Origin of the sequence: Pedobacter suwonensis (genome assembly GCF_007833675.1) — a bacterium.
GTDB lineage: Bacteria > Bacteroidota > Bacteroidia > Sphingobacteriales > Sphingobacteriaceae > Pedobacter > Pedobacter suwonensis.
In genome coordinates, this window is sequence record NZ_CP031708.1 from 1,734,900 (window position 1) to 1,755,996 (window position 21,097).

Annotated in this window: 17 protein-coding genes; 1 reads left to right on the forward strand and 16 read right to left on the reverse strand. The window is 39.7% G+C overall.

Annotated features, from left to right (window positions below):
* The first annotated feature begins 145 nt into the window (after nt 1-145).
* Nucleotides 146-1,033, forward strand: a complete 888-nt coding sequence (gene dapA / locus DV942_RS07170; protein ID WP_145856396.1) for a 4-hydroxy-tetrahydrodipicolinate synthase — start codon at nt 146-148, stop codon at nt 1,031-1,033.
* A gap of 67 nt (nt 1,034-1,100) precedes the next feature.
* Here dapA and DV942_RS07175 read toward each other — a convergent pair whose 3' ends face one another.
* From DV942_RS07175 to mraZ, 16 genes are all read right to left on the reverse strand, one after another.
* Nucleotides 1,101-2,270 (reverse strand): esterase, encoded by a 1,170-nt coding sequence (locus DV942_RS07175; protein ID WP_145856398.1) that lies wholly within the window; start codon nt 2,268-2,270, stop codon nt 1,101-1,103.
* 101 nt (nt 2,271-2,371) lie between these two features.
* Nucleotides 2,372-2,548, reverse strand: a complete 177-nt coding sequence (locus DV942_RS07180) for a histone H1 (RefSeq protein ID WP_090982499.1) — start codon at nt 2,546-2,548, stop codon at nt 2,372-2,374.
* Between the two features lie 254 nt (nt 2,549-2,802).
* Nucleotides 2,803-4,044 carry an aminotransferase class I/II-fold pyridoxal phosphate-dependent enzyme gene (locus DV942_RS07185; protein ID WP_145861636.1) on the reverse strand — a complete coding sequence of 414 codons (1,242 nt, stop codon included), beginning with the start codon at nt 4,042-4,044 and terminating at the stop codon, nt 2,803-2,805.
* Nucleotides 4,045-4,209: 165 nt separating this feature from the next.
* A complete protein-coding gene (gene ftsZ, locus DV942_RS07190) occupies nt 4,210-5,841 on the reverse strand; it encodes a cell division protein FtsZ (RefSeq protein ID WP_145856401.1) in 1,632 nt (543 codons plus the stop codon).
* A gap of 130 nt (nt 5,842-5,971) precedes the next feature.
* Nucleotides 5,972-7,330, reverse strand: coding sequence for a cell division protein FtsA (ftsA, locus tag DV942_RS07195; protein ID WP_090982496.1), 1,359 nt, complete (start codon nt 7,328-7,330; stop codon nt 5,972-5,974).
* Between the two features lie 4 nt (nt 7,331-7,334).
* Nucleotides 7,335-8,540: a cell division protein FtsQ gene (locus tag DV942_RS07200; RefSeq protein WP_145856403.1), complete on the reverse strand. Its 1,206-nt coding sequence runs from the start codon at nt 8,538-8,540 to the stop codon at nt 7,335-7,337.
* Nucleotides 8,533-9,888: a UDP-N-acetylmuramate--L-alanine ligase gene (murC, locus tag DV942_RS07205; protein ID WP_145856404.1), complete on the reverse strand. Its 1,356-nt coding sequence runs from the start codon at nt 9,886-9,888 to the stop codon at nt 8,533-8,535. Before murC ends, DV942_RS07200 begins: the two co-directional genes overlap by 8 nt.
* Before the next feature lie 65 nt (nt 9,889-9,953).
* The gene (murG, locus tag DV942_RS07210; protein ID WP_145856406.1) at nt 9,954-11,072 is read right to left on the reverse strand and encodes an undecaprenyldiphospho-muramoylpentapeptide beta-N-acetylglucosaminyltransferase; all 1,119 of its coding nucleotides are present in this window, start codon (nt 11,070-11,072) and stop codon (nt 9,954-9,956) included.
* A gap of 271 nt (nt 11,073-11,343) precedes the next feature.
* Nucleotides 11,344-12,537 carry an FtsW/RodA/SpoVE family cell cycle protein gene (locus tag DV942_RS07215; protein ID WP_186462440.1) on the reverse strand — a complete coding sequence of 398 codons (1,194 nt, stop codon included), beginning with the start codon at nt 12,535-12,537 and terminating at the stop codon, nt 11,344-11,346.
* Between the two features lie 15 nt (nt 12,538-12,552).
* Nucleotides 12,553-13,941: a UDP-N-acetylmuramoyl-L-alanine--D-glutamate ligase gene (gene murD / locus DV942_RS07220; RefSeq protein ID WP_244950841.1), complete on the reverse strand. Its 1,389-nt coding sequence runs from the start codon at nt 13,939-13,941 to the stop codon at nt 12,553-12,555.
* 109 nt (nt 13,942-14,050) lie between these two features.
* Nucleotides 14,051-15,298: a phospho-N-acetylmuramoyl-pentapeptide-transferase gene (gene mraY / locus DV942_RS07225; RefSeq protein ID WP_134204013.1), complete on the reverse strand. Its 1,248-nt coding sequence runs from the start codon at nt 15,296-15,298 to the stop codon at nt 14,051-14,053.
* On the reverse strand, nt 15,298-16,755 hold the full coding sequence (locus DV942_RS07230; protein WP_145856408.1) for a UDP-N-acetylmuramoyl-L-alanyl-D-glutamate--2,6-diaminopimelate ligase: 1,458 nt from the start codon (nt 16,753-16,755) through the stop codon (nt 15,298-15,300). The genes mraY and DV942_RS07230 overlap by 1 nt, the downstream gene beginning before the upstream one ends.
* 101 nt (nt 16,756-16,856) lie before the next feature.
* Nucleotides 16,857-18,959 carry a penicillin-binding protein gene (locus DV942_RS07235; RefSeq protein ID WP_134204015.1) on the reverse strand — a complete coding sequence of 701 codons (2,103 nt, stop codon included), beginning with the start codon at nt 18,957-18,959 and terminating at the stop codon, nt 16,857-16,859.
* Complete coding sequence (locus tag DV942_RS07240; RefSeq protein ID WP_145856411.1) at nt 18,949-19,371, reverse strand: FtsL-like putative cell division protein; 423 nt, start codon at nt 19,369-19,371, stop codon at nt 18,949-18,951. The genes DV942_RS07235 and DV942_RS07240 overlap by 11 nt, the downstream gene beginning before the upstream one ends.
* On the reverse strand, nt 19,368-20,273 hold the full coding sequence (rsmH, locus tag DV942_RS07245) for a 16S rRNA (cytosine(1402)-N(4))-methyltransferase RsmH (protein ID WP_145861641.1): 906 nt from the start codon (nt 20,271-20,273) through the stop codon (nt 19,368-19,370). Before rsmH ends, DV942_RS07240 begins: the two co-directional genes overlap by 4 nt.
* Entirely contained in the window at nt 20,263-20,730 is a 468-nt protein-coding gene (gene mraZ / locus DV942_RS07250) for a division/cell wall cluster transcriptional repressor MraZ (RefSeq protein WP_090982477.1), read from the reverse strand. The genes rsmH and mraZ overlap by 11 nt, the downstream gene beginning before the upstream one ends.
* Between the last annotated feature and the right edge of the window lie 367 nt (nt 20,731-21,097).

Sequence of the window (21,097 nt, forward strand, 5' to 3'; positions counted from 1 at the left end):
TTATCAGATTGTAAATCAATTTAAGGTGGCAAACATAAAAGATGGAATTAAGCGGGTAATAAATGGCTATTTATAACCCGAAATAAAAACACTTCGTTTCCGTTCTTTGCGGCTTCGTGATTGGAGAATAATAATTAAATATATAATGAACAAATTTCAGGGTACTGGTGTAGCGTTGGTTACGCCTTTCAACACAGATGGATCAGTTGATTATAATGGCTTAAAAAACCTGATTAATCATTTGACAGAAGGAGGGATAGATTACCTCGTTTCTTTAGGTACAACCGGCGAAACCGCTACAATGACCAAGGACGAGAAGAAGAAGGTGTGGGCCTATACTGCTGAAATTAACAATAACAGGTTACCATTGGTTGCCGGTATTGGCGGAAATGATACATTAGCTGTTGCTGAAGACATTAAATCATTTGATACTGCTGGTTATAGCGCTATTTTATCCGTGAGTCCTTATTACAACAAACCTACTCAGGAAGGCATTTATCAGCACTATAAACATTTGGCTGAAATTTCTCCCTTAGATTTAATCTTATACAATGTACCAGGACGTACAGGAAGTAATATGAGTCCGGAAACCACATGCAGACTGGCTCACGATTTTAAAAACATTATTGCAACTAAAGAAGCGTCAGGAAGCTTTGATCAATTTAACCAGATTATGAGAGACAAGCCTGCAGATTTTCTTTTAATTTCAGGAGATGATCCGGTTACTTTGCCGATGATCGCATTAGGTGCTGCAGGTATTATTTCAGTGATCGGAAACGCTTTACCTAAGCAATTTTCTGATATGGTAAACCTTTGTTTAGCCGGCGACTACAGAACAGCCCTGCCTGCTCATTTAGCGTTAATAGAATTCACCCGTTTGGCTTTTGCAGAAGGTAATCCGGCTGGGATAAAAGCGGCACTAAAACATTTAGGTGTTTGTGGCGATACGGTTAGGTTACCATTGGTTAAAGCTTCTTCAATGTTAGAAAAAGCAATTAATGCTGAACTTGATAAAATAAATCAAACGGTTTAATCGCATAATCAGATAATCAAAAAGGCTTTCAAATTTAAAATTGAAGGCCTTTTTACTTTGATAGGAATTATTTAAACAACATCGGTATAAATTCTGATAAGTAGTCCCTCCAGTTAGCCCAGGTATGCCCACCTTCACTTTCTTTATAATCATATTTGAGGCCGATTCCATCGAGCTTCTTTCTGAACTCACTTACAGTTTTATATAAGAAATCCGTTTTGCCTATCGCAATCCAATATAAGTCGTAGCCATTTTTCTTTTGCGCTTCAAGCTTCAGATCCAAATCTTTGTAGATAGGACTTGCTGCACTGGCCGGCGGCAATATCGCCGGAGAAAATAAACCAACATAACCAAAAGTTTTAGGATAATTGGCCGATATATAGAGGGAGTGAAATCCTCCCATTGATAAACCCGCAATGGCCCGATCATGCTGCTCTTTACCGGTACGATAGTTTTTCTCTGTAAAATCGATAATTTCTTTAAAATAGGATTCCATATCACCATTAAAAACATCGGGCGTCATCATAATCGGTTTATAGAGTCCTTTTGATGATTCTCCCGGTGCAGCGGTGTTACTGGTGTGGCCATTGGCCATTACCACAATCATCGGCCTGGCCTTACCGGAAGCGATGAGGTTATCTAAAATCTGAGAAGCTCTGCCGAGTTGCATCCAGGCTTCTTCATCTCCCCCAACGCCATGCAAGAGGTATAAAACAGGATAACGTCCTTTTGATGCTTCATAACCCGAAGGTGTATAAACAGTAAGTCGGCGACTCGTTTTGAGCCCAGCAGATTGATACCAACGTTTTGCCACTGTTCCATGCGGTACATCTTTAACCCTATATAAATCTGCCTTGCCATTTCCCACCAAGAACACATTGACAACAGATGATACATCTCTGATCAGATAAACATTGTTTGGATCCCGGATCTTCAAACCATCAACAATAAAACTGTAACTGTAAAGTTCTGAGGGTAAAACCACCGATGTATATGACCAAACACTATCTGTTCCTAATTTCATTTCCTGCGTGGGCGGCATGTTTCCGTTCGAAACCAAAAAATCCCCCTGTATTTCTACCTTCCTGGCATTTGGTGCTTTAAGCCGAAAAGTTACAGTACCATCAGTATTCATCTGCGGTGATATAATTTCTTTCTGACGGCCAAAATTTAAATTTTCCTGGGCATACATCAATTGCGTACAACCAAGCAACACTAGTAGAATTATTTTTTTCATGGTAAGGATAAGGGAATCGGGATGATCTAATTTTGTCTATTAAAAACAATGGCCTCTTCACATAAAGAGGCCATCTGGAATAATATCTATTTTAAAATCGCTTACGCTTTATTTTTAGTTTCCTGAACTTCTAAACGGATGGCCTGAGCTAGGTTTTTAAGATCCTGCATCCCCTTACGTACACGGGTTCCTGCTGCGCTATTGCCCTTGTTATAAAATTTGTCTGCATCAGCTTCTAAAGCTGCCACTAAACTTTTTACCTCTTCGAATTTTTTCATTTTTTGATTACTCCTATGTTTTTTAAAGTTTTAGATTTAATTATCTAATTTAAAGGGTTTAACGAAATAAAAAAATTTTAGAAGAATAAAAAGATGCCCCCCTAAATCGTTTTTTTCCACAATTGGTAGGTTTATAAACACCGAATTTGGCAACAAAACAAACAAATAGCTGATAAACAAACAATTACAAAAAAAACACATAAAAAAAGCCCTTTAAAACATGTTTAAAGGGCTTTGTAAAATTTCTATTGATTTTAAGCAGTAGCGAAAAGATTCTCTTTATAATAACCGTTTTCTAACTTTTCAGCAACCTCGCTGAAAGCGTCTAGCGTACGTTGAACATCTTCCAGTGTATGTACAGCTGTTGGGATTAAACGTAACTCGATCATTCCTTTAGGAATAACCGGGTACACTACGATTGAACAGAAGATACTATAATTTTCACGTAAATCGAAGGTAATCGCCGTAGCATCAGATAATTCACCCTTTAAGAAAACCGGTGTCACAACAGAATTGGTCACCCCTAAATCAAAACCACGCTCACGAAGCCCTTTTTGTAAAGTTGTAGCAATTTCCCATAACTTATCTTTAAGTTCTGGTTTGCTTTTCAATAACTCTAAACGTTTTAATAATCCAATTACCATTGGCATAGGTAAGGCTTTGGCAAAAGTTTGCGAACGCATATTGTACCTTAAGAAATTGGTAATTTCTTCTGTTGAAGCTACAAAAGCACCGATACCTGCCATCGATTTAGCAAATGTACCAAAGTAAACATCTATGCCATCAATGCAATCTTGTGCTTCATGTGTACCTGCACCAGTTTTACCCATGGTACCAAAACCATGTGCATCATCAACCAGGATACGGAATTCAAAATCATTTTTAAGGTCAACGATCTCTTTTAATTTACCCTGAGCCCCACTCATTCCGAAAACACCTTCAGTAATTAAAAGAATACCACCGCCAGATTCTTTCGTTAATTTGGTAGCACGCTCTAATTGCTTACGTGCACTGTCAATATCATTGTGCTTATAAACAAACCTTTTACCCATATGCAAACGAAGACCGTCAATAATACAGGCATGTGATTCGGCATCGTAAACAATTACATCATTACGATCAACCAGGGTATCGATAATTGATACCATTCCCTGATAACCATAATTTAACAAAAATGCATCTGGCTTACCAACAAAGGCGGCTAGTTCCTGCTCCAACTGCTCGTGGAATTTAGAATTTCCACTCATCATACGGGCGCCCATAGGGTAAGCCATACCATATTGAGCTGCAGCGTCTTCATCTGCTTTTCGAACTTCCGGGTGATTGGCTAAGCCTAAATAATTATTTAAGCTCCAAACCAAATGCTCTTTTCCTTTAAATTGCATGTGAGGTGCAATTTCTCCCTCTAATTTTGGAAACGAGAAATACCCATGAGACCATTTCTGGTGTTGGCCAAGTGGCCCCATGTGCTTTGCGATTTTATCAAATATATCCAATGTATTACCTGTTTTTAATATAAATTTTGCGAATTTAAGCTTTATTAGTCTTAAAATCAACTTAGCGAACTTTTAGGCACTAATTAAGACCTGTTTTTATGCTCCAATAGTATGCCAAAAAAGCCCCGATGTTACAACGGGGCTTTAAATTATATTTGGTTGGTTTTAATCAACGTTATCGTGCAGAAAAGAATTATTTGGTCTGATCTCTGTACCACCATCCTGATCGTTGCTTAATGTAAACCTGCTTACCTGTGATTCAGAAGAATGCTGAACCTGCTGTAATTGCATTTGTTTGCGTTTATAGGCTGGTTCGTTTTCAAGCTCCTGTAAACCATTTGTTGTACGCAATTTCATGCTCAGATCTTTAAGACGTAAAATACGTTCTTTAGATTTTCTCAATTGCTCTTCCATTGACTCATCATTCTTGTCATCATCTAAGCCAACAACCGGCATTTCGATTTCCGGTTCAGGCTGTGGCATAGGAGCTGCTTTTGCTGCTGGTGTTTCAAACACGAAATTGGTTTCAGCCAATTTAACCTCGAACTCAAACCCGGTCTCTTTCGCTTCTTCTACCTGGGGCTCTTCTTCAATTAAAGTATGGCGAACAATATGATTTTCCGGCTCCTGAACTTTTTGAGGCTCAGATTTGCTGAACATACCACCAAAAAGATCTGCCTGCGAAACTTCTTCCCTGGTTTTTAAAACAGGCTCATAAGATGGCGCTGCTTTAGGCTGAATGAAAGAGTTTACCGGCTCAACAGGGCGAATAAGCGGAGCTTCTTCTGGTGTTAAAAGTGATATTTTCTTTTTATTTTTTTCTTCTTTTACGCGTTCTTCAGATGTTTGGAAACCTGTTGCAATAATGGTTACAGAAAGTTTATCACCTAAAGATTCATCTGTACAGTTACCCCAAATTAAATCTGCTGATAAACCGGCTTTTTCCTGAATATAATCGGTAATGATCGAAACCTCATCCATGGTTACCTCACGCAAACCAGAACTGATGTTCAATAAAATATAACGGGCCCCTTCAATTTCATTATCTTTTAACAATGGAGAAGCCAAAGCACCTTCTACAGCCTGTAATGCACGGTCGTCGCCCTCAGCGGCAAAACTACCCATGATGGCTACACCGCTATCTTTCATTACGGTACGCACATCTTTAAAATCCACGTTGATATATCCCGGAACCGTAATAATTTCTGCGATGCCTTTTGCAGCTGTTGTTAAGATATCATCGGCCTGGCCAAAGGCAGAACCCAGGGTTAAATTTCCAAATATTTCACGCAAGCGGTCGTTAGAGATGACCAAGTAAGAATCTACATATTTTTTCAACTCTTCCATTCCCTCATCGGCTTGCAATCTACGTCTTTTTCCTTCGAAAGAAAATGGTGTAGTAATGATGGCAACAGTTAAAATGTCAAGTTCTTTTGCTGCTTTCGCAATGATTGGTGAAGCGCCTGTTCCGGTACCACCGCCCATTCCGGCTGTAATGAAAAGCATTTTGGTGGTATTGCCTAACATGGCTTTGATATCATCTATATTTTCTATAGCTGAATTTTTACCAACTTCAGGAATAGAACCAGCTCCCATTCCTTCGGTTAAGCTAGCACCCAATTGCACCTTATTAGGTATAGGACTGGATTCGAGCGCCTGGGCATCGGTATTACAAATAATAAAATCTACACCAGTAATACCAGACAGGTACATATGGTTCACTGCGTTGCCGCCACCACCTCCAACACCAATAACCTTGATGATTGAAGATTTATCTTTTAACATTTCGAACTGCATATCTTTATGAATCAGTTGTTTAAAAATTTTTAAATTCTGTTCATTACTCCATGTAATATTAACACTTTTTCAACAGACGTTTTCCACAAGTGTTAAGAATGTGGAAAACTCTTCTTTTGTTGAAAAATAATTAGCTTTTCAGGTAATCTTCATCGCTCACATTCATATCATCCTGAATGAAAGTTCTTGTTTTCGCCAGTAATTTATCAAACAACCCTGGTCCACGTTTTTCTTTTTCTTTGGCAGTTTTTGGCTTTTCTACAAAAACACCCGGCTGTTTCATTTCTTCCATCAATTCTTCAGCTTTCTGAATTCCTTTGATCAGCAAACCTACACTTGTTGCATACATCGGGCTTTTCAGATCATCGTAAATGGCTTTAGGCATATCCTCATATTTAGATAAATGCTCGTTCGGGTAACCGATACGGCAATCTAAACCCGTTACATATTCAACAGCCTGAGATAAATGTTTTAGTAAAGCACCACCACCGGTAATCACAATACCACCAATCAGTTTTTTCTCATATCCTGAAGACTTGATCTCGTAGTATACGTGTTCTATAATTTCTTCCATACGTGCCTGGATAACGTAGGCCAGGTTTTTAACCGAAATTTCTTTTGGTTCGCGGCCACGTAAACCTGGTACGCAGATGATTTCGTTCTCTTTATTCTCTTCAGCCAATGCCGAACCAAAACGCGTTTTAAGCAACTCAGCCTGATTACGCATTACAGAACAACCTTCTCTAATATCTTCGGTAACACTGTTACCACCAAAAGGAATAACTGCGGTGTGGCGGATAATACCTTCGTGAAAAATAGCAATATCCGTAGTACCACCACCAATATCAACCAATGCAATACCAGCTTCTTTTTCTTCCTCGCTCAACACCGATTCAGATGAAGCCAATGGCTCAAGAATTAAATCCTGGGTTTGCAATCCTGCATTATTTACACATTTGATGATATTTTTTACGGCCGTAACCTGACCAGAAATAATATGGAAGTTAGCTTCAAGACGAACTCCCGCCATACCGATCGGATCTTTGATTCCCGGCTCGTTATCAATGGTAAATTCCTGCGGCAATACATGAATGATCTCCTCACCCGGAGGCATTACCAGCTTAAACATATCATCAATCAACTTATCGATATCCTTTTTACCGATTTCATTGTTTAGTTCTCTTCTTGTTAAAATACCTCTATGCTGTAAGCTTTTAATGTGCTGACCAGCAATACCCACATTTACCACCTGTATCTCTACATTGGATTGTCCGCTTGCCACTTCAACAGCCTGAGTAATTCCCTGTACTGTTTTTTGAATGTTAGAAACCACCCCACGCGTTACCCCCGCCGATTCTGCCTTGCCTATTCCTAAAATTTCTATCTTACCGTGCTGCGTTCTACGGCCAACGATAACACAAATTTTTGTAGTACCGATATCCAATCCTACTACAATTGGCGACTGACTGGTAAATTTTGCCTTGTCCATATTGTTAATTTTGCTGAGTTTTATACTGTTTTTCTAGGGCTTTGATTTCTTTCTCTCTTGCTTCTATTTCTTTTTTCAATTGAGCCGCTGATTTTGCCGGCTTTGGTAATGTTGTTACCGTTTGCTTCGGTTTTTCTTTTTTATCTGCAGATTTCGTATCCTTTGGTTTTGTGGCTGAAGTAACCACTGGCTTTGTTGATGCTGTTTTAACCGGTGTTGTTTTTTTCGGCTCTGCTTTTTTAGGCTCAGGTTTTTTTTCTACAACCTTTTTTGGTTCAACCTTACGAACTTCTGTTTTTTTCGGTTCATCGGCCTCCGGACGATCATCCATAGCGGCAACAATTGTACTTCTGATTAATGAGTCGGTTACACTTCGTTGTATCCTCAAACTATCTGCTGCAGAAATTGTTTTAGCTTTTTTTGCCAATTCTGTCGAATCTCTTCTTTCGCAAACAATCTGGTTGGTATACTTGATGTTAATGGTCCGATAAGTGTCCCATCCTACCTGGGGCATTGCCTTTTTATAAAACAACAGCAGGTTTGTCATTTTCTTTTCAAGCGAATCGGCATTGCCCAGAATAATCCGCTGATTGCCTACTCTTGGTATCAGTTCGATATCATTTTTTTGATCAACTACAATCTGCTCAATCTGAGAATCCCAGAGCGTATCTTTTTTAATAAACTGCGCAGTTTTATATAAATCTCTTGCCAGTTGTGTACGTAACGTATCTACCCTACTCCCAAAAATTTCGGTAATATGTCCTGTTGCGACCAGCACATTGGCAGTAAAGTTTGATGAAATAGGCATTTTCAGTCCGTCGTTATCAATGTAAAAATCCTGCCCGTTTTCGTTCAATATGCGAAGGATAGGCTGACGCTGCTTTACTTCAATATGCAATACCCCATCCATATCTACATATACCTTCGCAAAACCAATGTAAGGGTTAGACTGCAGTTTTTTTTCGATATTATGAATGTTGATGTTTTCGAGGTTACGGCCTAACAGCACACCCTGATCTTCTTTCAAAATCGCATCAATCTCTTCACGTTCAATGAAATTATCTGCCCCAGGAATCAGAATCTTGACATCTTTGCATTTAACCGTCTGTTTCTTCACATTGATAAAACTCAAAAGCACCACCACCCCTGCCAGGCTGATCAGCCAGGCAAAGCCAGTAAAAATTGCGCTCCAGTTTATCCGTTTAAGCATTGTTCAAAGTATTTTTTAGGGGTTCGATAATAGTGTCTATATCGCCCGCACCTACTGTTAAAATTAATTCAGGTTTTGTATCCCTAACATACTGGACTACAAAATCTTTTCCGCATACCTGTTTATCTGCCAGCGTGATTTTATCCAGTAAAAACTGTGCATTTATCCCTTCAATTGGTAATTCTCTTGCGGGGTAAATTTCCAATAGCATCAGTTCATCAGCAGTACTCAAAACTTTTGCAAATTCATCTGCAAAATCCCGTGTCCTGGTGAACAGGTGCGGCTGGAAAATTACGGTTAGCTTTTTATCAGGATATAATTGCCTTACCGCATCAAAACAAGCCCTAAGTTCTTCCGGATGATGTGCATAATCATCAATATAAATCTGATTACTATTATTTACAATGTATTCAAAGCGGCGTTTAACACCCTTAAAATTTGCAACAGCCTGTTTTACCTTTTCAGCATCAATGCCCAACTGTAAGGCAATGGCAATAGCAACCGTTGTATTTTCTACATTGTGCTTACCTGGAAGCATTAAACTGATATCGTTTATGCTTTGGGCACCACCGGTATAATCAAAAAGAAATTTCGAACCTTCTACCCTTAGATTTTCTGCCTTTGCTACTGCCGTTGAACTTGCTGCATAGCTGATGCTTTCCTCTAGCGGCAATCCTTCATGCGCATAAAGTGTACCTTCTGCTTTCAGCTGGCCAGCAAACAAGCGAAAGGATTCTTCGAGATGGCTTTTATCGCCATAAATATCCAAATGATCGGCATCCATCGAAGTAACCACAGCTATGTCAGGATGAAGGGTGAGAAATGAGCGATCGTACTCATCAGCCTCTACCACTACCACATTGTTTTTTCCGAAAAGCACATTACTATTGTAGTTACTGGTTATGCCGCCTAAAAAAGCAGTACAATCGTAACCGGTATCTTTTAAAACATGAGCAACGATAGATGAAGTTGTAGTTTTACCATGCGTGCCTGCGATAGCAATACAGAACATTCCCTTACTGATGATACCTAAAACTTCTGAACGTTTTTTTAGTGTAAAACCTCTTTCTATAAAGTGATTTAAAATCTTCGAATCTTTTGGAATTGCTGGTGTATACACAACAAGGGTATCATCCTGATGATCTGAAAATTCATTAGGCAATGCAGAAATTTCGTCAAGAAAGGTAATTAAGATCCCTTCCTGCGTTAAGGTTTCAGTCAGTTTGGTCTGCGTTTTATCATAACCACAAACCACCTGTCCGCGTTTAGCAAAATAACGGGCAAGCGCACTCATGCCGATACCACCGATACCTACAAAGAAAACCCTATTTATTTTACTTAATTCCATTATTTTTAGATTTGAGATGGGAGATTCGAGACACTAGACAAATAGTCTGATCTCATATCCAACATCTAGTTTCTCACATCTTTATTAATCAATTTCAATACTTCATTCGCAATTATTTCGTCGGCTTCCGGCAATGCCATTTTGCCTATGTTTTCTGCCAGCTGTTCGCTTTGTTCTTTATTATTTAAAAGTTCAAGTGCCGCTTTTACCAAAGTATCTTCGGCTGAGCGATCGTTAATGAGTACTGCAGCTGCATTTTTAACCAGGGCCATTGCATTTTTGGTCTGATGGTCTTCAGCAACATTTGGCGAAGGGACCAGAATCACTGGCTTTTTGATCAAACAAAGTTCTGCTATTGTCCCTGCTCCGGCACGGCTGATGATCACATCGGCGGCGGCATAAGCCAGATCCATTTTATTCAAAAACTCCAGGATCCGGACGTTTGAGTGGTAATCGGGGCCCAATCTTTCCATAATCCCTTTATAGTAATACTTACCGGTTTGCCAGATCACCTGCACATCTTGTGCAATAATTTCTGGCAAGTGTTTTTCAATTGCCTTATTTAATGTTCCTGCGCCTAAACTTCCACCGGTAACCATAATGGTTTTTTTTAATGGGTCTAGTTTTAATAGTTCAGCTCCTGCATGGTGCTTTCCCTTAATATCAACCACTTGCTGACGGACAGGATTTCCTGTTTTTAAAATCCGGTCAGCTGGAAAAAACTGGTCCATTTCATCAAAAGCGACACAGATTTTCGAAGCCTTTTTACCTAACCACTTATTGGTTACCCCCGCGTAAGAATTCTGTTCCTGTATGAGGTAAGGAATTCCTTTTAATGATGATGCATACAACAGGGGTCCAGAAGCATAACCACCAACGCCTACTACTGCATCGGGTTTAAAATCATTAATAATCTGCAGGGCTTTCCGCACGCTACCAATAACCTTTAGCGGAAGTGCCAGGTTTTTGATAATCGAGCCGCGTTGTATGCCACTAATATTCAATCCTATAATTTTATAGCCGGCAGCAGGAACTTTTTCCATTTCCATTCGGCCTATCGCACCCACAAATAAGATTTCACAGGTTGGCACCATACGTTTTAGCGCATTGGCTATGGCTACGGCGGGAAAAATGTGCCCGCCGGTGCCACCACCTGATATGATAATTTTTGGGGAATTATTCATTTTAATTGTTTATCTATTTTCTTAACCGCAAAGTGCACTAAGTTTTCAGCAAAGCACATTAAGTTTTTTACCACAGCGTACACTGAGGGCACCAAGCTTTATTTTAACCGCAAAGCACGCAAAGTTTTTCGCAAAGCACTCTAAGTTTACTTTTACTACTGAGAACATTAAGCTTATTTTTGAATCACAAATTTTTCTTAGTGTTTCTCTGTGCCTTACTCTCTGTTCTCTCTGTGGTTAATTTATTTTAACACATTTTAATAACGATCAACTATGCCATTGCTGGTATTTCACCAATTATTACTTTATTTTTCACTTTATCTTTATCTTCTTTTGTTGCTGCATTGGCATTTTCTTCTACGTCGCGGCTTACACTCAGAATAATACCAAAAGCCACACTGGTAAAAATCATAGAGGTACCCCCCATACTTACCAACGGCAATGGAACCCCGGTTACCGGCCCTAAACCAACTGCTACCGCCATGTTTGCAAAGGCCTGAATGGTCAGACTAAAACTTAATCCGGCGGCCAGCAGCGCACCAAAAGCCTTGGGCGCCCGGGTTACGATCTTGATACATCGGTATAAAAGCACCAGGTATAGTATCATGATAACAATTCCTCCCACAGTCCCCCATTCTTCAATAATAATGGCGAAAATAAAATCGGAATATGGGTGTGGCAGGAAATTGCGCTGTGTACTATTACCTGGTCCTTTACCAAAAACACCACCAGTAGCCAGGGCAATTTTTGCCTGATCTGCCTGGAAAGTTTTATCTGAATGCTGCATTTCAGGATGCATAAACGTATTGATACGCGACATGTAGGTTTTTCGCCTTGGCCCTAAAAAGAAAACGAACAATAGCAGCACAAAACCTCCTGCACAAACAATAGCGATCTGTTTAATACTGATCCTACCGATAATCAGCAGCAATATACTTACACCAAAAAGCATTAAAGCTGTAGATAAATTGGCCAGTGCAATTAGAACAAAAACCACACAAACCGACCCCATAATTGGTATAAATGACTCTTTAACGTCTTTAATATTTTCTTGTTTTTTGGTCAGCATCCGGGCCAAAAAGGTAATCAATGCCAGCTTGGCTAAATCGGAAGTTTGAAAGGTTAACCCAATTACCGGTATTTTAACCCACCTCGAAGCATCGTTTAAGTTCGTACCAAAAATTAAGGTGTAAAACAGCAAAGGAATAGTTACAATCATTAACACCTTTGAAATACCTGCATAATAGCGATAATCAAGCAGGTGGGCGATGTAAATCATACCTATGCCCAGCAAAACGAAAATAAGGTGTTTGGTAAGCAAAAGTTTTTCTACAGCTTCTCCTTTTTTATAAGCCAAAGTACCCGTTGCGCTATACACTGCCATTACAGATATAAGCGAAAGCAGGATGATGATCAGCCAGATCCATCTATCTCCTTTTGTTTTATTAAGTAGTGCCTGCAACATATATTGAGTCTCCTATTATAATTCTCTTACTGCCGCCTTAAACTGGTTACCGCGGTCTTCATAATTTTTAAACAAATCAAAACTTGCACATGCTGGCGATAGCAATACGGCATCGCCACGTTTAGCCAGATGGAAAGCAATCTGTGCAGCTTCTTCTGCAGAAAAAGTATTGACAATAATATCTACATCATCCTCAAAAGCATCATGAATACGTTTATTGTCTTTACCCAGGCAAACAATGGCCTTCACCTTAGTTTTAACCAGATCCTTAAGCATATTGTAATCGTTTCCTTTATCAACACCACCCATAATCAGCACTACATCGCTCGTCATACTTTCTAAAGCATACCAGGTAGAGTTTACATTGGTGGCTTTACTGTCGTTGATAAAATCGATCCCCGAAATTTTGGCAACATGCTCTAACCTGTGCTCAATATTCTTGAAATTACCCATGCTCTCGCGGATGGACTCATTTCGTAATTCTAAAACTTTCGACACAATGCCTGAGGCCATAGAATTGTAAATGTTGTGCTTGCCCTGTAAGGCTAAATCTGAAATAGACATGGTTAGTTGGTTATTAGGTTCTGTAAGGATGTGTAAAGTATTCTCTTCTAAATAGGCACCCCTTTCAACTGGTTTAACAATCGAAAAAGGATAGGTTCTGGCAAGTGGTTTAGTAATTGCCATGGCTTTCAGGCTTTCCTCGTCATCTGCACAATAAATGAAAACGTCATTTGCAGTCTGGTTTTGAATGATGCGCATTTTTGATGCAGCGTAATTCTCCAGCTTGTAATCGTAGCGATCCAAATGATCGGGTGTAATATTTAATAAAACAGCAATATCTGCCTTGAACTCGAACATATCGTCAAGCATAAAACTCGATATTTCCAGCACATAATATTCATAGTCTTCTGTGGCTACCTGCGCTGCAAAACTCTGCCCGATGTTACCCGCCAAGCCTACATTTAAGCCCGCATTTTTTAAGATATGATAGGTTAACAGGCTTGTGGTTGATTTACCATTAGAACCTGTAATGCAAATGGTTTTGGCATCGGTATATCTTTTGGCAAACTCAATTTCTGAAATTACCGGAATACTCCGGGCAACCAGTTTTTTAACAATAGGTACTGTTGACGGGATACCAGGACTTTTAATGACTTCCGTTGCATTCAGAATCAATTCTTCGGTATGCTTTTCAGATTCGAAGGGCACACCAAGCTTTTCTAATGCAGCTTTGTACTTATCGGTTATGATACCAAAATCCGAAACGAATACCTCGAAACCTTTGGCTTGTGCCAGCTTTGCTGCACCTACCCCACTTTCGCCGGCACCAAGAATAACCACACGGCCCTGCCCGGTCATTGCTGACTTAGTATTGCTTGATGTGATGTTATTCGTGTTCATTGTTTTATATTTTAGTATTAAGTAATTAGTATCAGGTATCAAGACACTACTATTAAACTTTTATTTATTTTTTATTTTTACTGATCTACTTAAACCTTCCCGCCTTGAATTACCTCAATTTCAATGTTACAATGGTCATAATTGCAAGCATGATCCCAATGATCCAGAAACGGGTTACAATTTTAGCTTCATGATATCCCTTTTTCTGGTAGTGGTGATGTAAAGGCGACATCAGGAAAATCCTGCGGCCTTCTCCAAATTTCTTCTTGGTGTATTTGAAGTAAGAAACCTGCATAATCACCGAAACCAGTTCTACCAGGAATATTCCGCATAAAATCGGGATTAAAAGCTCCTTACGGATCATCAGCGCAAAAGCGGCTATGATTCCCCCGATGGCCAAACTTCCGGTATCGCCCATAAAAATCTGAGCAGGATAAGAGTTGTACCAAAGGAAACCCACACAAGCACCAACAAATGCTCCTGCAAAAATCATCAGCTCTGCCGAGTTCGGGATATACATAATATTCAGGTAATCGGCCATGATCGTATTACCCGATACATAAGCCAAAATTCCCAGTGTAATACCAATTACAGCAGAAGTACCCGTGGCGAGCCCGTCAATACCGTCGGTAATATTAGCTCCATTTGAAACTGCGGTAATAATAAATACGGTGAACACAAGGAATATGATAAAAGCATATTTCTGATAATCACCTCCTAAAAACTTTAATACCTTGGCATAATCGAACTCGTTGTTTTTATAAAAAGGCATGTTGGTTTTGGTCGATTTTACATCCTGCGTATAGTAAAATGTCTCGCCTTTCTGGCGCAATACCATCGGAACCGTAGAAGTGCTTTTAACATTATCCTGAACAGTTTCTCTCACCACGATATTGGGATGAAAATACATGGTTGTGCCAACAATTAAGCCCAAACCTACCTGACCAACCACTTTAAAGCGACCAGCTAGACCTTCTTTATTTTTCTTAAATACTTTGATATAATCATCTAAAAAGCCGATTGCGCCCATCCAAATTGTGGTAATTACCATCAGGATGACATAAATATTGGCAATATTGGCAAAAAGTAATGTTGGAATAAGAATACCCAGCAAAATGATGATCCCACCCATTGTTGGAGTGCCTTGTTTCTGCATCTGGCCTTCCAAGCCTAAATTCCTAACCGTTTCGCCCACCTGTTTTTTATGTAAAAAATCAATAAGCCTCCGGCCATATACCGTAGTGATGATCAGCGATAAAATGATAGAAATGGAAGCCCGGAAAGTGATGTACTGAAACAACCTTAACCCAGGTATATCATAATGCTTATGCAGGTATTCGAATAATAAATATAACATTAGCTGATTGGTTTTAATTGTTCAAGTAAAATTTCTTTATCATCAAAATGGTTCCTTACCCCATTAATTTCCTGGTATTTCTCATGTCCTTTACCCGCAACAAGAATAATATCTCCTGGCTTCGCTAAATGACAGGCTGTTTTAATCGCTTCTTTTCTATCTAAAATGGACAATGTTTTACGCTTATTTGTTGGCGAAACGCCTGCTTCCATATCATGGATAATGGCTTGAGCATCCTCGGTACGTGGATTATCAGATGTGAGAATCACCTTATCACTCCAGTCGCAGGCCACCTGGGCCATAATCGGCCTTTTGGTTTTGTCACGATCTCCACCGCAACCAATTACCGTAATTACCTGTTCGATTCCTTTACGGATATTGGCAATGGTACTTAATACGTTCTGAACGGCATCCGGGGTATGCGCATAATCTACAATACCAATAATTTTATCAGCCGAAGTGATATAATCAAACCTTCCTTCTGCACCTGATAAACGACTCAACATCGTGAGCACCCTTAATTTATCCTGTTCTAATAAAATCGCAGTTCCGTAAACGGCCAATAGGTTATAGGCATTGAAAGAGCCTACCAGTTTAAAATAAACATCTTCGTTATCGATATCCAAATGCAAACCACTAAACTGGTTTTCGATAATTTTAGCCTTAAAATCTGCCAGCTGCTTCAGCGCATAAGTCTTTTTATGTGCTTTGGTATTCTGCAGCATCACCATGCCATTTTTATCATCGATATTGGTCAGCGCAAATGCCGATTTAGGCAGCATATCAAAAAATGCTTTTTTGGCTTTCAGGTAGGCATCAAAAGTTTTATGAAAATCTAAATGGTCATGTGTTAAATTCGAAAATACCCCCCCGGAGAAAGTTAATCCTTCTATCCGGTGCTGGGACACGGCATGCGAACTTACTTCCATGAAACAATAATCGCAGCCTGCCTTTACCATATCCCTTAACAGCTGGTTTAAGGCAATCGGGTTTGGCGTAGTGTGCGTAGCGGGCACTACCGTATCATTGATGTAATTCTCTACCGTAGATAAAAGCCCGGTTTTATAACCCAGATCTTTAAATAATTTAAAAAGAATGGTCGCAATGGTCGTTTTTCCGTTCGTTCCGGTAATACCAATCAGTTTTAAATCTGCTGATGGATTTCCAAAATAATTACCGGCCATAACCCCCAGGGCAACCGATGTATTTTCAACCTTGATATAAGTCACCGTAAAATCGTGGACTTCCGGTAAATTTTCACAGATAATTACGCCTGCGCCCTGCTGAACGGTCTGCTCAATAAACTGGTGCCCATCAGCAAGGGTACCTACCACCGCAAAAAAGATATCATCTTTACCTACCTTACGCGAATCGAAATTCAGCGCATTGATCTGCCGATCGGTTTTACCAACCAATTCTTTAATCGTTACACCGTAAAGTAAATCTTGTAATTGCATTTTTTTTATTTTTAGTATCAAGCAGTGAGTATCAAGTAGCAAGGCATACACCTTAAACCTTCCATCCTAAACCCTACGCCTTAAACCCTAAACCTTCCACCTTAATTTAACTCTATCTGTACACCTAATCCTCTACCCACTTTTGTACCGGCAGCTATCGACTGACTAATCACTTTGCCGGCACCAAAAACCTTTGTTTTTAAACCTGCATTACCTAAAAGGTACAAGGCATCTTTCAGCCCCATCCCTGTTACGTTTGGCATTACACCTTTACGCTCGCTGTTTTCCTGAAAAATTGTTCCGGCACTGGTATCTATAATGTTGTAATACTCAGATTTTGAAGCAAAAAGTGGTTTAAATCCGAAAGCTTTATATACCTTCTGCGTTGCTTTGCTTTGTCCGGCCTTTGTTGGCGGCGTCCCGGTATTGCCAACCAAACGGGTAGGCACATCATTGTACATCTGCATGTCGCTGGCATAAATACGATCGGCAATTTCCCTGAAAACGGGACCTGATACCAATGCGCCATAATAAGCACCTTTTGGATCATTAATTACCACGATCATTGAATATTTTGGCTTATTTGCAGGAAAATAACCTACAAAAGAGGCTTGATACTGTTTATTCGCTCTATATCCTTTATTGGCATCAGCCACCTGTGCGGTACCGGTTTTACCAGCAATCGGATATAACGGATTGTAAACAATCTGCTTTCCGCTGCCCTCAGTTACCACCCCTTCAAGCATTTTTTTAATCTTGCTCAGTGTAACATCAGAACAAATTTTTTCATTGATCACCCTGGCTTTAAACTGCTCAATCGGGTTTCCCAACCTTCTGATCTCTTTTACAAAAATCGGCTGAAGCATCTTACCATTATTGGCCACCGCATTATAAAGCGATAACATTTTCAATGGTGTCAACTGCATTTCATATCCATATGCCATTTGCGGCAAGGTCATATTCTTGTTCCAACTTTTATTGGTAACCGGATTTTTTACTGCGGGCCTGGCTTCACCCGGAATCTGCAAACCCATTTTTTCATGCAAGTGCCAGTCATACAAATGATCTGTAAACTTTTTCGGATTTGCACCATATTTACTGTTAATCAGGTAGGCAATCGCCGCATTGGATGATTGTTCAAAAGCTTTCTTAACGGTTACCACACCGATGCTTCCGTGAGAATCTTTAATGGTATGCCCCGGGATTTTATAGGTACCCGTTCCAACCATGGTATTGGTATCAACCAGTTCATCCTCCAGCAAAGCCATGTAAGAAGCGAGTTTAAAAGTAGAACCCGGATCCTGGTTACCGGCGATGGCGTAATTAAATTTCTCTTTATAAACACCTTCTTCTACTTTAGAGAAATTAGCCACTGCACGGATTTCGCCCGTTGCCACTTCCATTACAATTACTGCACCATGATCGGCCTTTGATTTAATCAACTGTTTCTCTAAGGCACTTTGTGCCAGATCCTGCATATTCACATCAATGGTCGAGATAATGTCAGCACCATCCTTTGGCGCAACCTCTGCTTCTTCATTCACCGGGATATAAACACCTCCGGCAATGCGCTGCATCAATCTTTTTCCGGTTTCACCGTTAATATATTCTTTATAAGCACCTTCCAAACCTACACCATTGGCTACATTTTCGTTTTTATAACCAATGGTACGGGCAGCTAGCGCCTGAAAAGGAAGAATCCGTTTATTCTGTTGCACGGCAATTAAGCCACCACTAAATTTACCGATGTTATAAAGCGGAAAAGTCCTGATCGTTTTTAGATCGGCATAACCTACTTTACGATGAATTAATAAATAACGTGCACTGTCCTGACGGCCCTTACGCAGGTAACGCGCATATTCTTTTGCAGTTTTATCCTGAAAAATCTGCGATAATTTATAACCCAGCGAATCTACTTTCTCATTGAATACTTTATCATCAGCAATACCGCCGGCAAACATATCCATACGCAGTTCATATTCCGGTACCGAAGTAGCCAGCAAACTGCCGTCATTGGAGTAAATGTTGCCACGGGTAGCTTCTACATTTACATAACGGGTAGAAAGACTATCTGCCATAGCTTTCCATTTTTTTCCCTGTACAAACTGCACCTGACCAAGGCGTAAAAACACCGCGAAAGCAAAAAGCACAATTAAGCCAAATGCCAGATATACACGAAGCAAGATGTTTGCTCTAATATTCATCGCTTTTAACAATTATTTTTTTTGGTGGTTCAATCAGTTCTTTTATACCAAGGGTATCTACCTTTTTAGCAACCTCTGTTAATTTACTTTTGAACATCAGGTCGGCCTTAAGGGATTTATACTCCCATCTTAATTCTTTTACTTCTTTATTTAATTTATCAATACGGCGAACATTGTTTACCGCAAAATGGCTATTGGCGATATAAATCATCCCCAAAAAAGCCAGAAAACACAAATAAGGCAAAGCATCTGTTGCCGCCTCTTTACTTACCAATCCATCATTAAAAAGCTTGCTGATGAAGGAATTGCTATCCATCTTCTCTTCAGCAGTTTTCGGCTTTTTGGGCACCTCTTTTAACTCCGGTTCAGGCCCAGCTTCCTCTTCCTCTATCTCCTCTCTAAACCTGTTCATATTTTTTCTGCAATTCTAAGTTTAGCACTGCGGGCACGATTGTTTTGCGCAATCTCCTCATCAGTAGCCACAATCGCTTTACGTGTAATTACATTAAATGGCTTTTGCTGATTTCCAAAGAAATCCTTTTCTACTTCTCCCTGAAATTTCCCTTTTGCCATAAAGTTTTTTACCGGCCTGTCTTCTAACGAATGATAAGACATCACCACCAAATGACCGCCCGGCTTTAACACATCGGCCGCCTGTTGTAAAAAATCTTCCAGCACCTGAATTTCTGCGTTTACCTCTATCCTAAGTGCCTGAAAAACCTGCGCCAGGTATTTATTTTCTTTTCCCTTAGGGATATAAGCCGATATAGCAGATTTCAGACTATTGATATCGGTAAAAGACTGTTCTAAACGGGCAGTAACAATAGCACGCGCTAAAGATTTTGCATTTTTTACCTCACCATAAATTCCAAATATTTTATGAAGCTTGTCTTCAGGATAGGTATTTAAAATTTCAGCCGCCGTTAAATCACGGTGCTGATCCATCCGCATATCCAAATCAGCATTGTGACGGATGGAAAAACCACGTTCAGGCACATCAAACTGATGAGAAGAGACCCCTAGATCAGCCAGTATACCATCAACCTGCCTAAAACCTTTTAAACGGAGGTTATTTTTCATAAAACCGAAATTCTGGTCGATAAAAATAAAACGATCGTCTGCCGGAATATTAGCCTGCGCATCCGGATCCTGATCAAAAGCAATCAGCCTACCCTTCGGACCAAGATGTTTCAAAATCTCTTTCGAATGACCACCACCACCAAAGGTCACATCAACATAAACCCCGTCAGGCCTGATATTCAGGCCATCAATACAAGGCTTTAACATCACAGGTACATGGTAATTATTCTCCATCAGCTCCTCCTTTCTTATCACCCATTACCTTTTGGGCAAGACTGGCGAAATTAGCCGGCACATCATCAAAAATATCTTCGTAAGATTTTTTATCCCAAACTTCAATACGATCTAACTGACAAGCCAGCACCAGATCACTACCGATACCCGCATAATCAACCAGCGATTTTGGCAAAAGTACCCGACCGGCAGCATCAAGCGAAAGCTCGGTTGCTCCACGCGTAAAGGCCCTTACAAAGGCCCGGTTTTCCTGATCGTAAATATTAAGTTTAGAAAGATCGGCCACAACAGCATCCCAAACTTTCCTTGGATAGATAACCAGGTTTTTTTCGAAACCACGGTTGATGATCAACCCTTCCTTCTCAGATTCAGGCAATTGTTTCTTAAGCGCAGCAGGAACCATAAGGCGTCCCTTAGCGTCAAGTTTACAATCAAATTCTCCTAAAAGTTGGGTCATAGTGGTATCTACACTTTTTATCTAGTGTAAAAGTAAATAGTTCTACCACTTTTTACCACTTTTTACCACAAAAAAGTTTTCCACATCTTTTTTGTTACATTAATGGCTAGCAAATATAGCTACAACAAACCCACCCGTACAATTAAAAACATATTAATAACTGATAATAAGCAGGTTAAAAACAAATTAAATAAAAGTGTCACGTTCGCCCACTTTTTACACCTAAAACCAAATAATACTAAAAATGAGCATCTTAATAACTTATTGATAGCAAAAATCAACCAGATTTCAACACCCAATTTACATGGTGCACCATACATTAAATACGAATTGCATTTTCAGCCGTTTAAACAAAAAGGCCTTGCAA

Coding starts and splice junctions, on each gene's coding strand:
- dapA (WP_145856396.1), top strand. CDS start 146: ATGAACAAATTTCAGGGTACTGGTGTAGCGTTGGTTACGCCTTTCAAC.
- DV942_RS07175 (WP_145856398.1), bottom strand. CDS start 2,270: ATGAAAAAAATAATTCTACTAGTGTTGCTTGGTTGTACGCAATTGATG.
- DV942_RS07180 (WP_090982499.1), bottom strand. CDS start 2,548: ATGAAAAAATTCGAAGAGGTAAAAAGTTTAGTGGCAGCTTTAGAAGCT.
- ftsZ (WP_145856401.1), bottom strand. CDS start 5,841: ATGCAGTTCGAAATGTTAAAAGATAAATCTTCAATCATCAAGGTTATT.
- ftsA (WP_090982496.1), bottom strand. CDS start 7,330: ATGGACAAGGCAAAATTTACCAGTCAGTCGCCAATTGTAGTAGGATTG.
- DV942_RS07200 (WP_145856403.1), bottom strand. CDS start 8,540: ATGCTTAAACGGATAAACTGGAGCGCAATTTTTACTGGCTTTGCCTGG.
- murC (WP_145856404.1), bottom strand. CDS start 9,888: ATGGAATTAAGTAAAATAAATAGGGTTTTCTTTGTAGGTATCGGTGGT.
- murG (WP_145856406.1), bottom strand. CDS start 11,072: ATGAATAATTCCCCAAAAATTATCATATCAGGTGGTGGCACCGGCGGG.
- DV942_RS07215 (WP_186462440.1), bottom strand. CDS start 12,537: ATGTTGCAGGCACTACTTAATAAAACAAAAGGAGATAGATGGATCTGG.
- murD (WP_244950841.1), bottom strand. CDS start 13,941: ATGAACACGAATAACATCACATCAAGCAATACTAAGTCAGCAATGACC.
- mraY (WP_134204013.1), bottom strand. CDS start 15,298: ATGTTATATTTATTATTCGAATACCTGCATAAGCATTATGATATACCT.
- DV942_RS07230 (WP_145856408.1), bottom strand. CDS start 16,755: ATGCAATTACAAGATTTACTTTACGGTGTAACGATTAAAGAATTGGTT.
- DV942_RS07235 (WP_134204015.1), bottom strand. CDS start 18,959: ATGAATATTAGAGCAAACATCTTGCTTCGTGTATATCTGGCATTTGGC.
- DV942_RS07240 (WP_145856411.1), bottom strand. CDS start 19,371: ATGAACAGGTTTAGAGAGGAGATAGAGGAAGAGGAAGCTGGGCCTGAA.
- rsmH (WP_145861641.1), bottom strand. CDS start 20,273: ATGGAGAATAATTACCATGTACCTGTGATGTTAAAGCCTTGTATTGAT.
- mraZ (WP_090982477.1), bottom strand. CDS start 20,730: ATGACCCAACTTTTAGGAGAATTTGATTGTAAACTTGACGCTAAGGGA.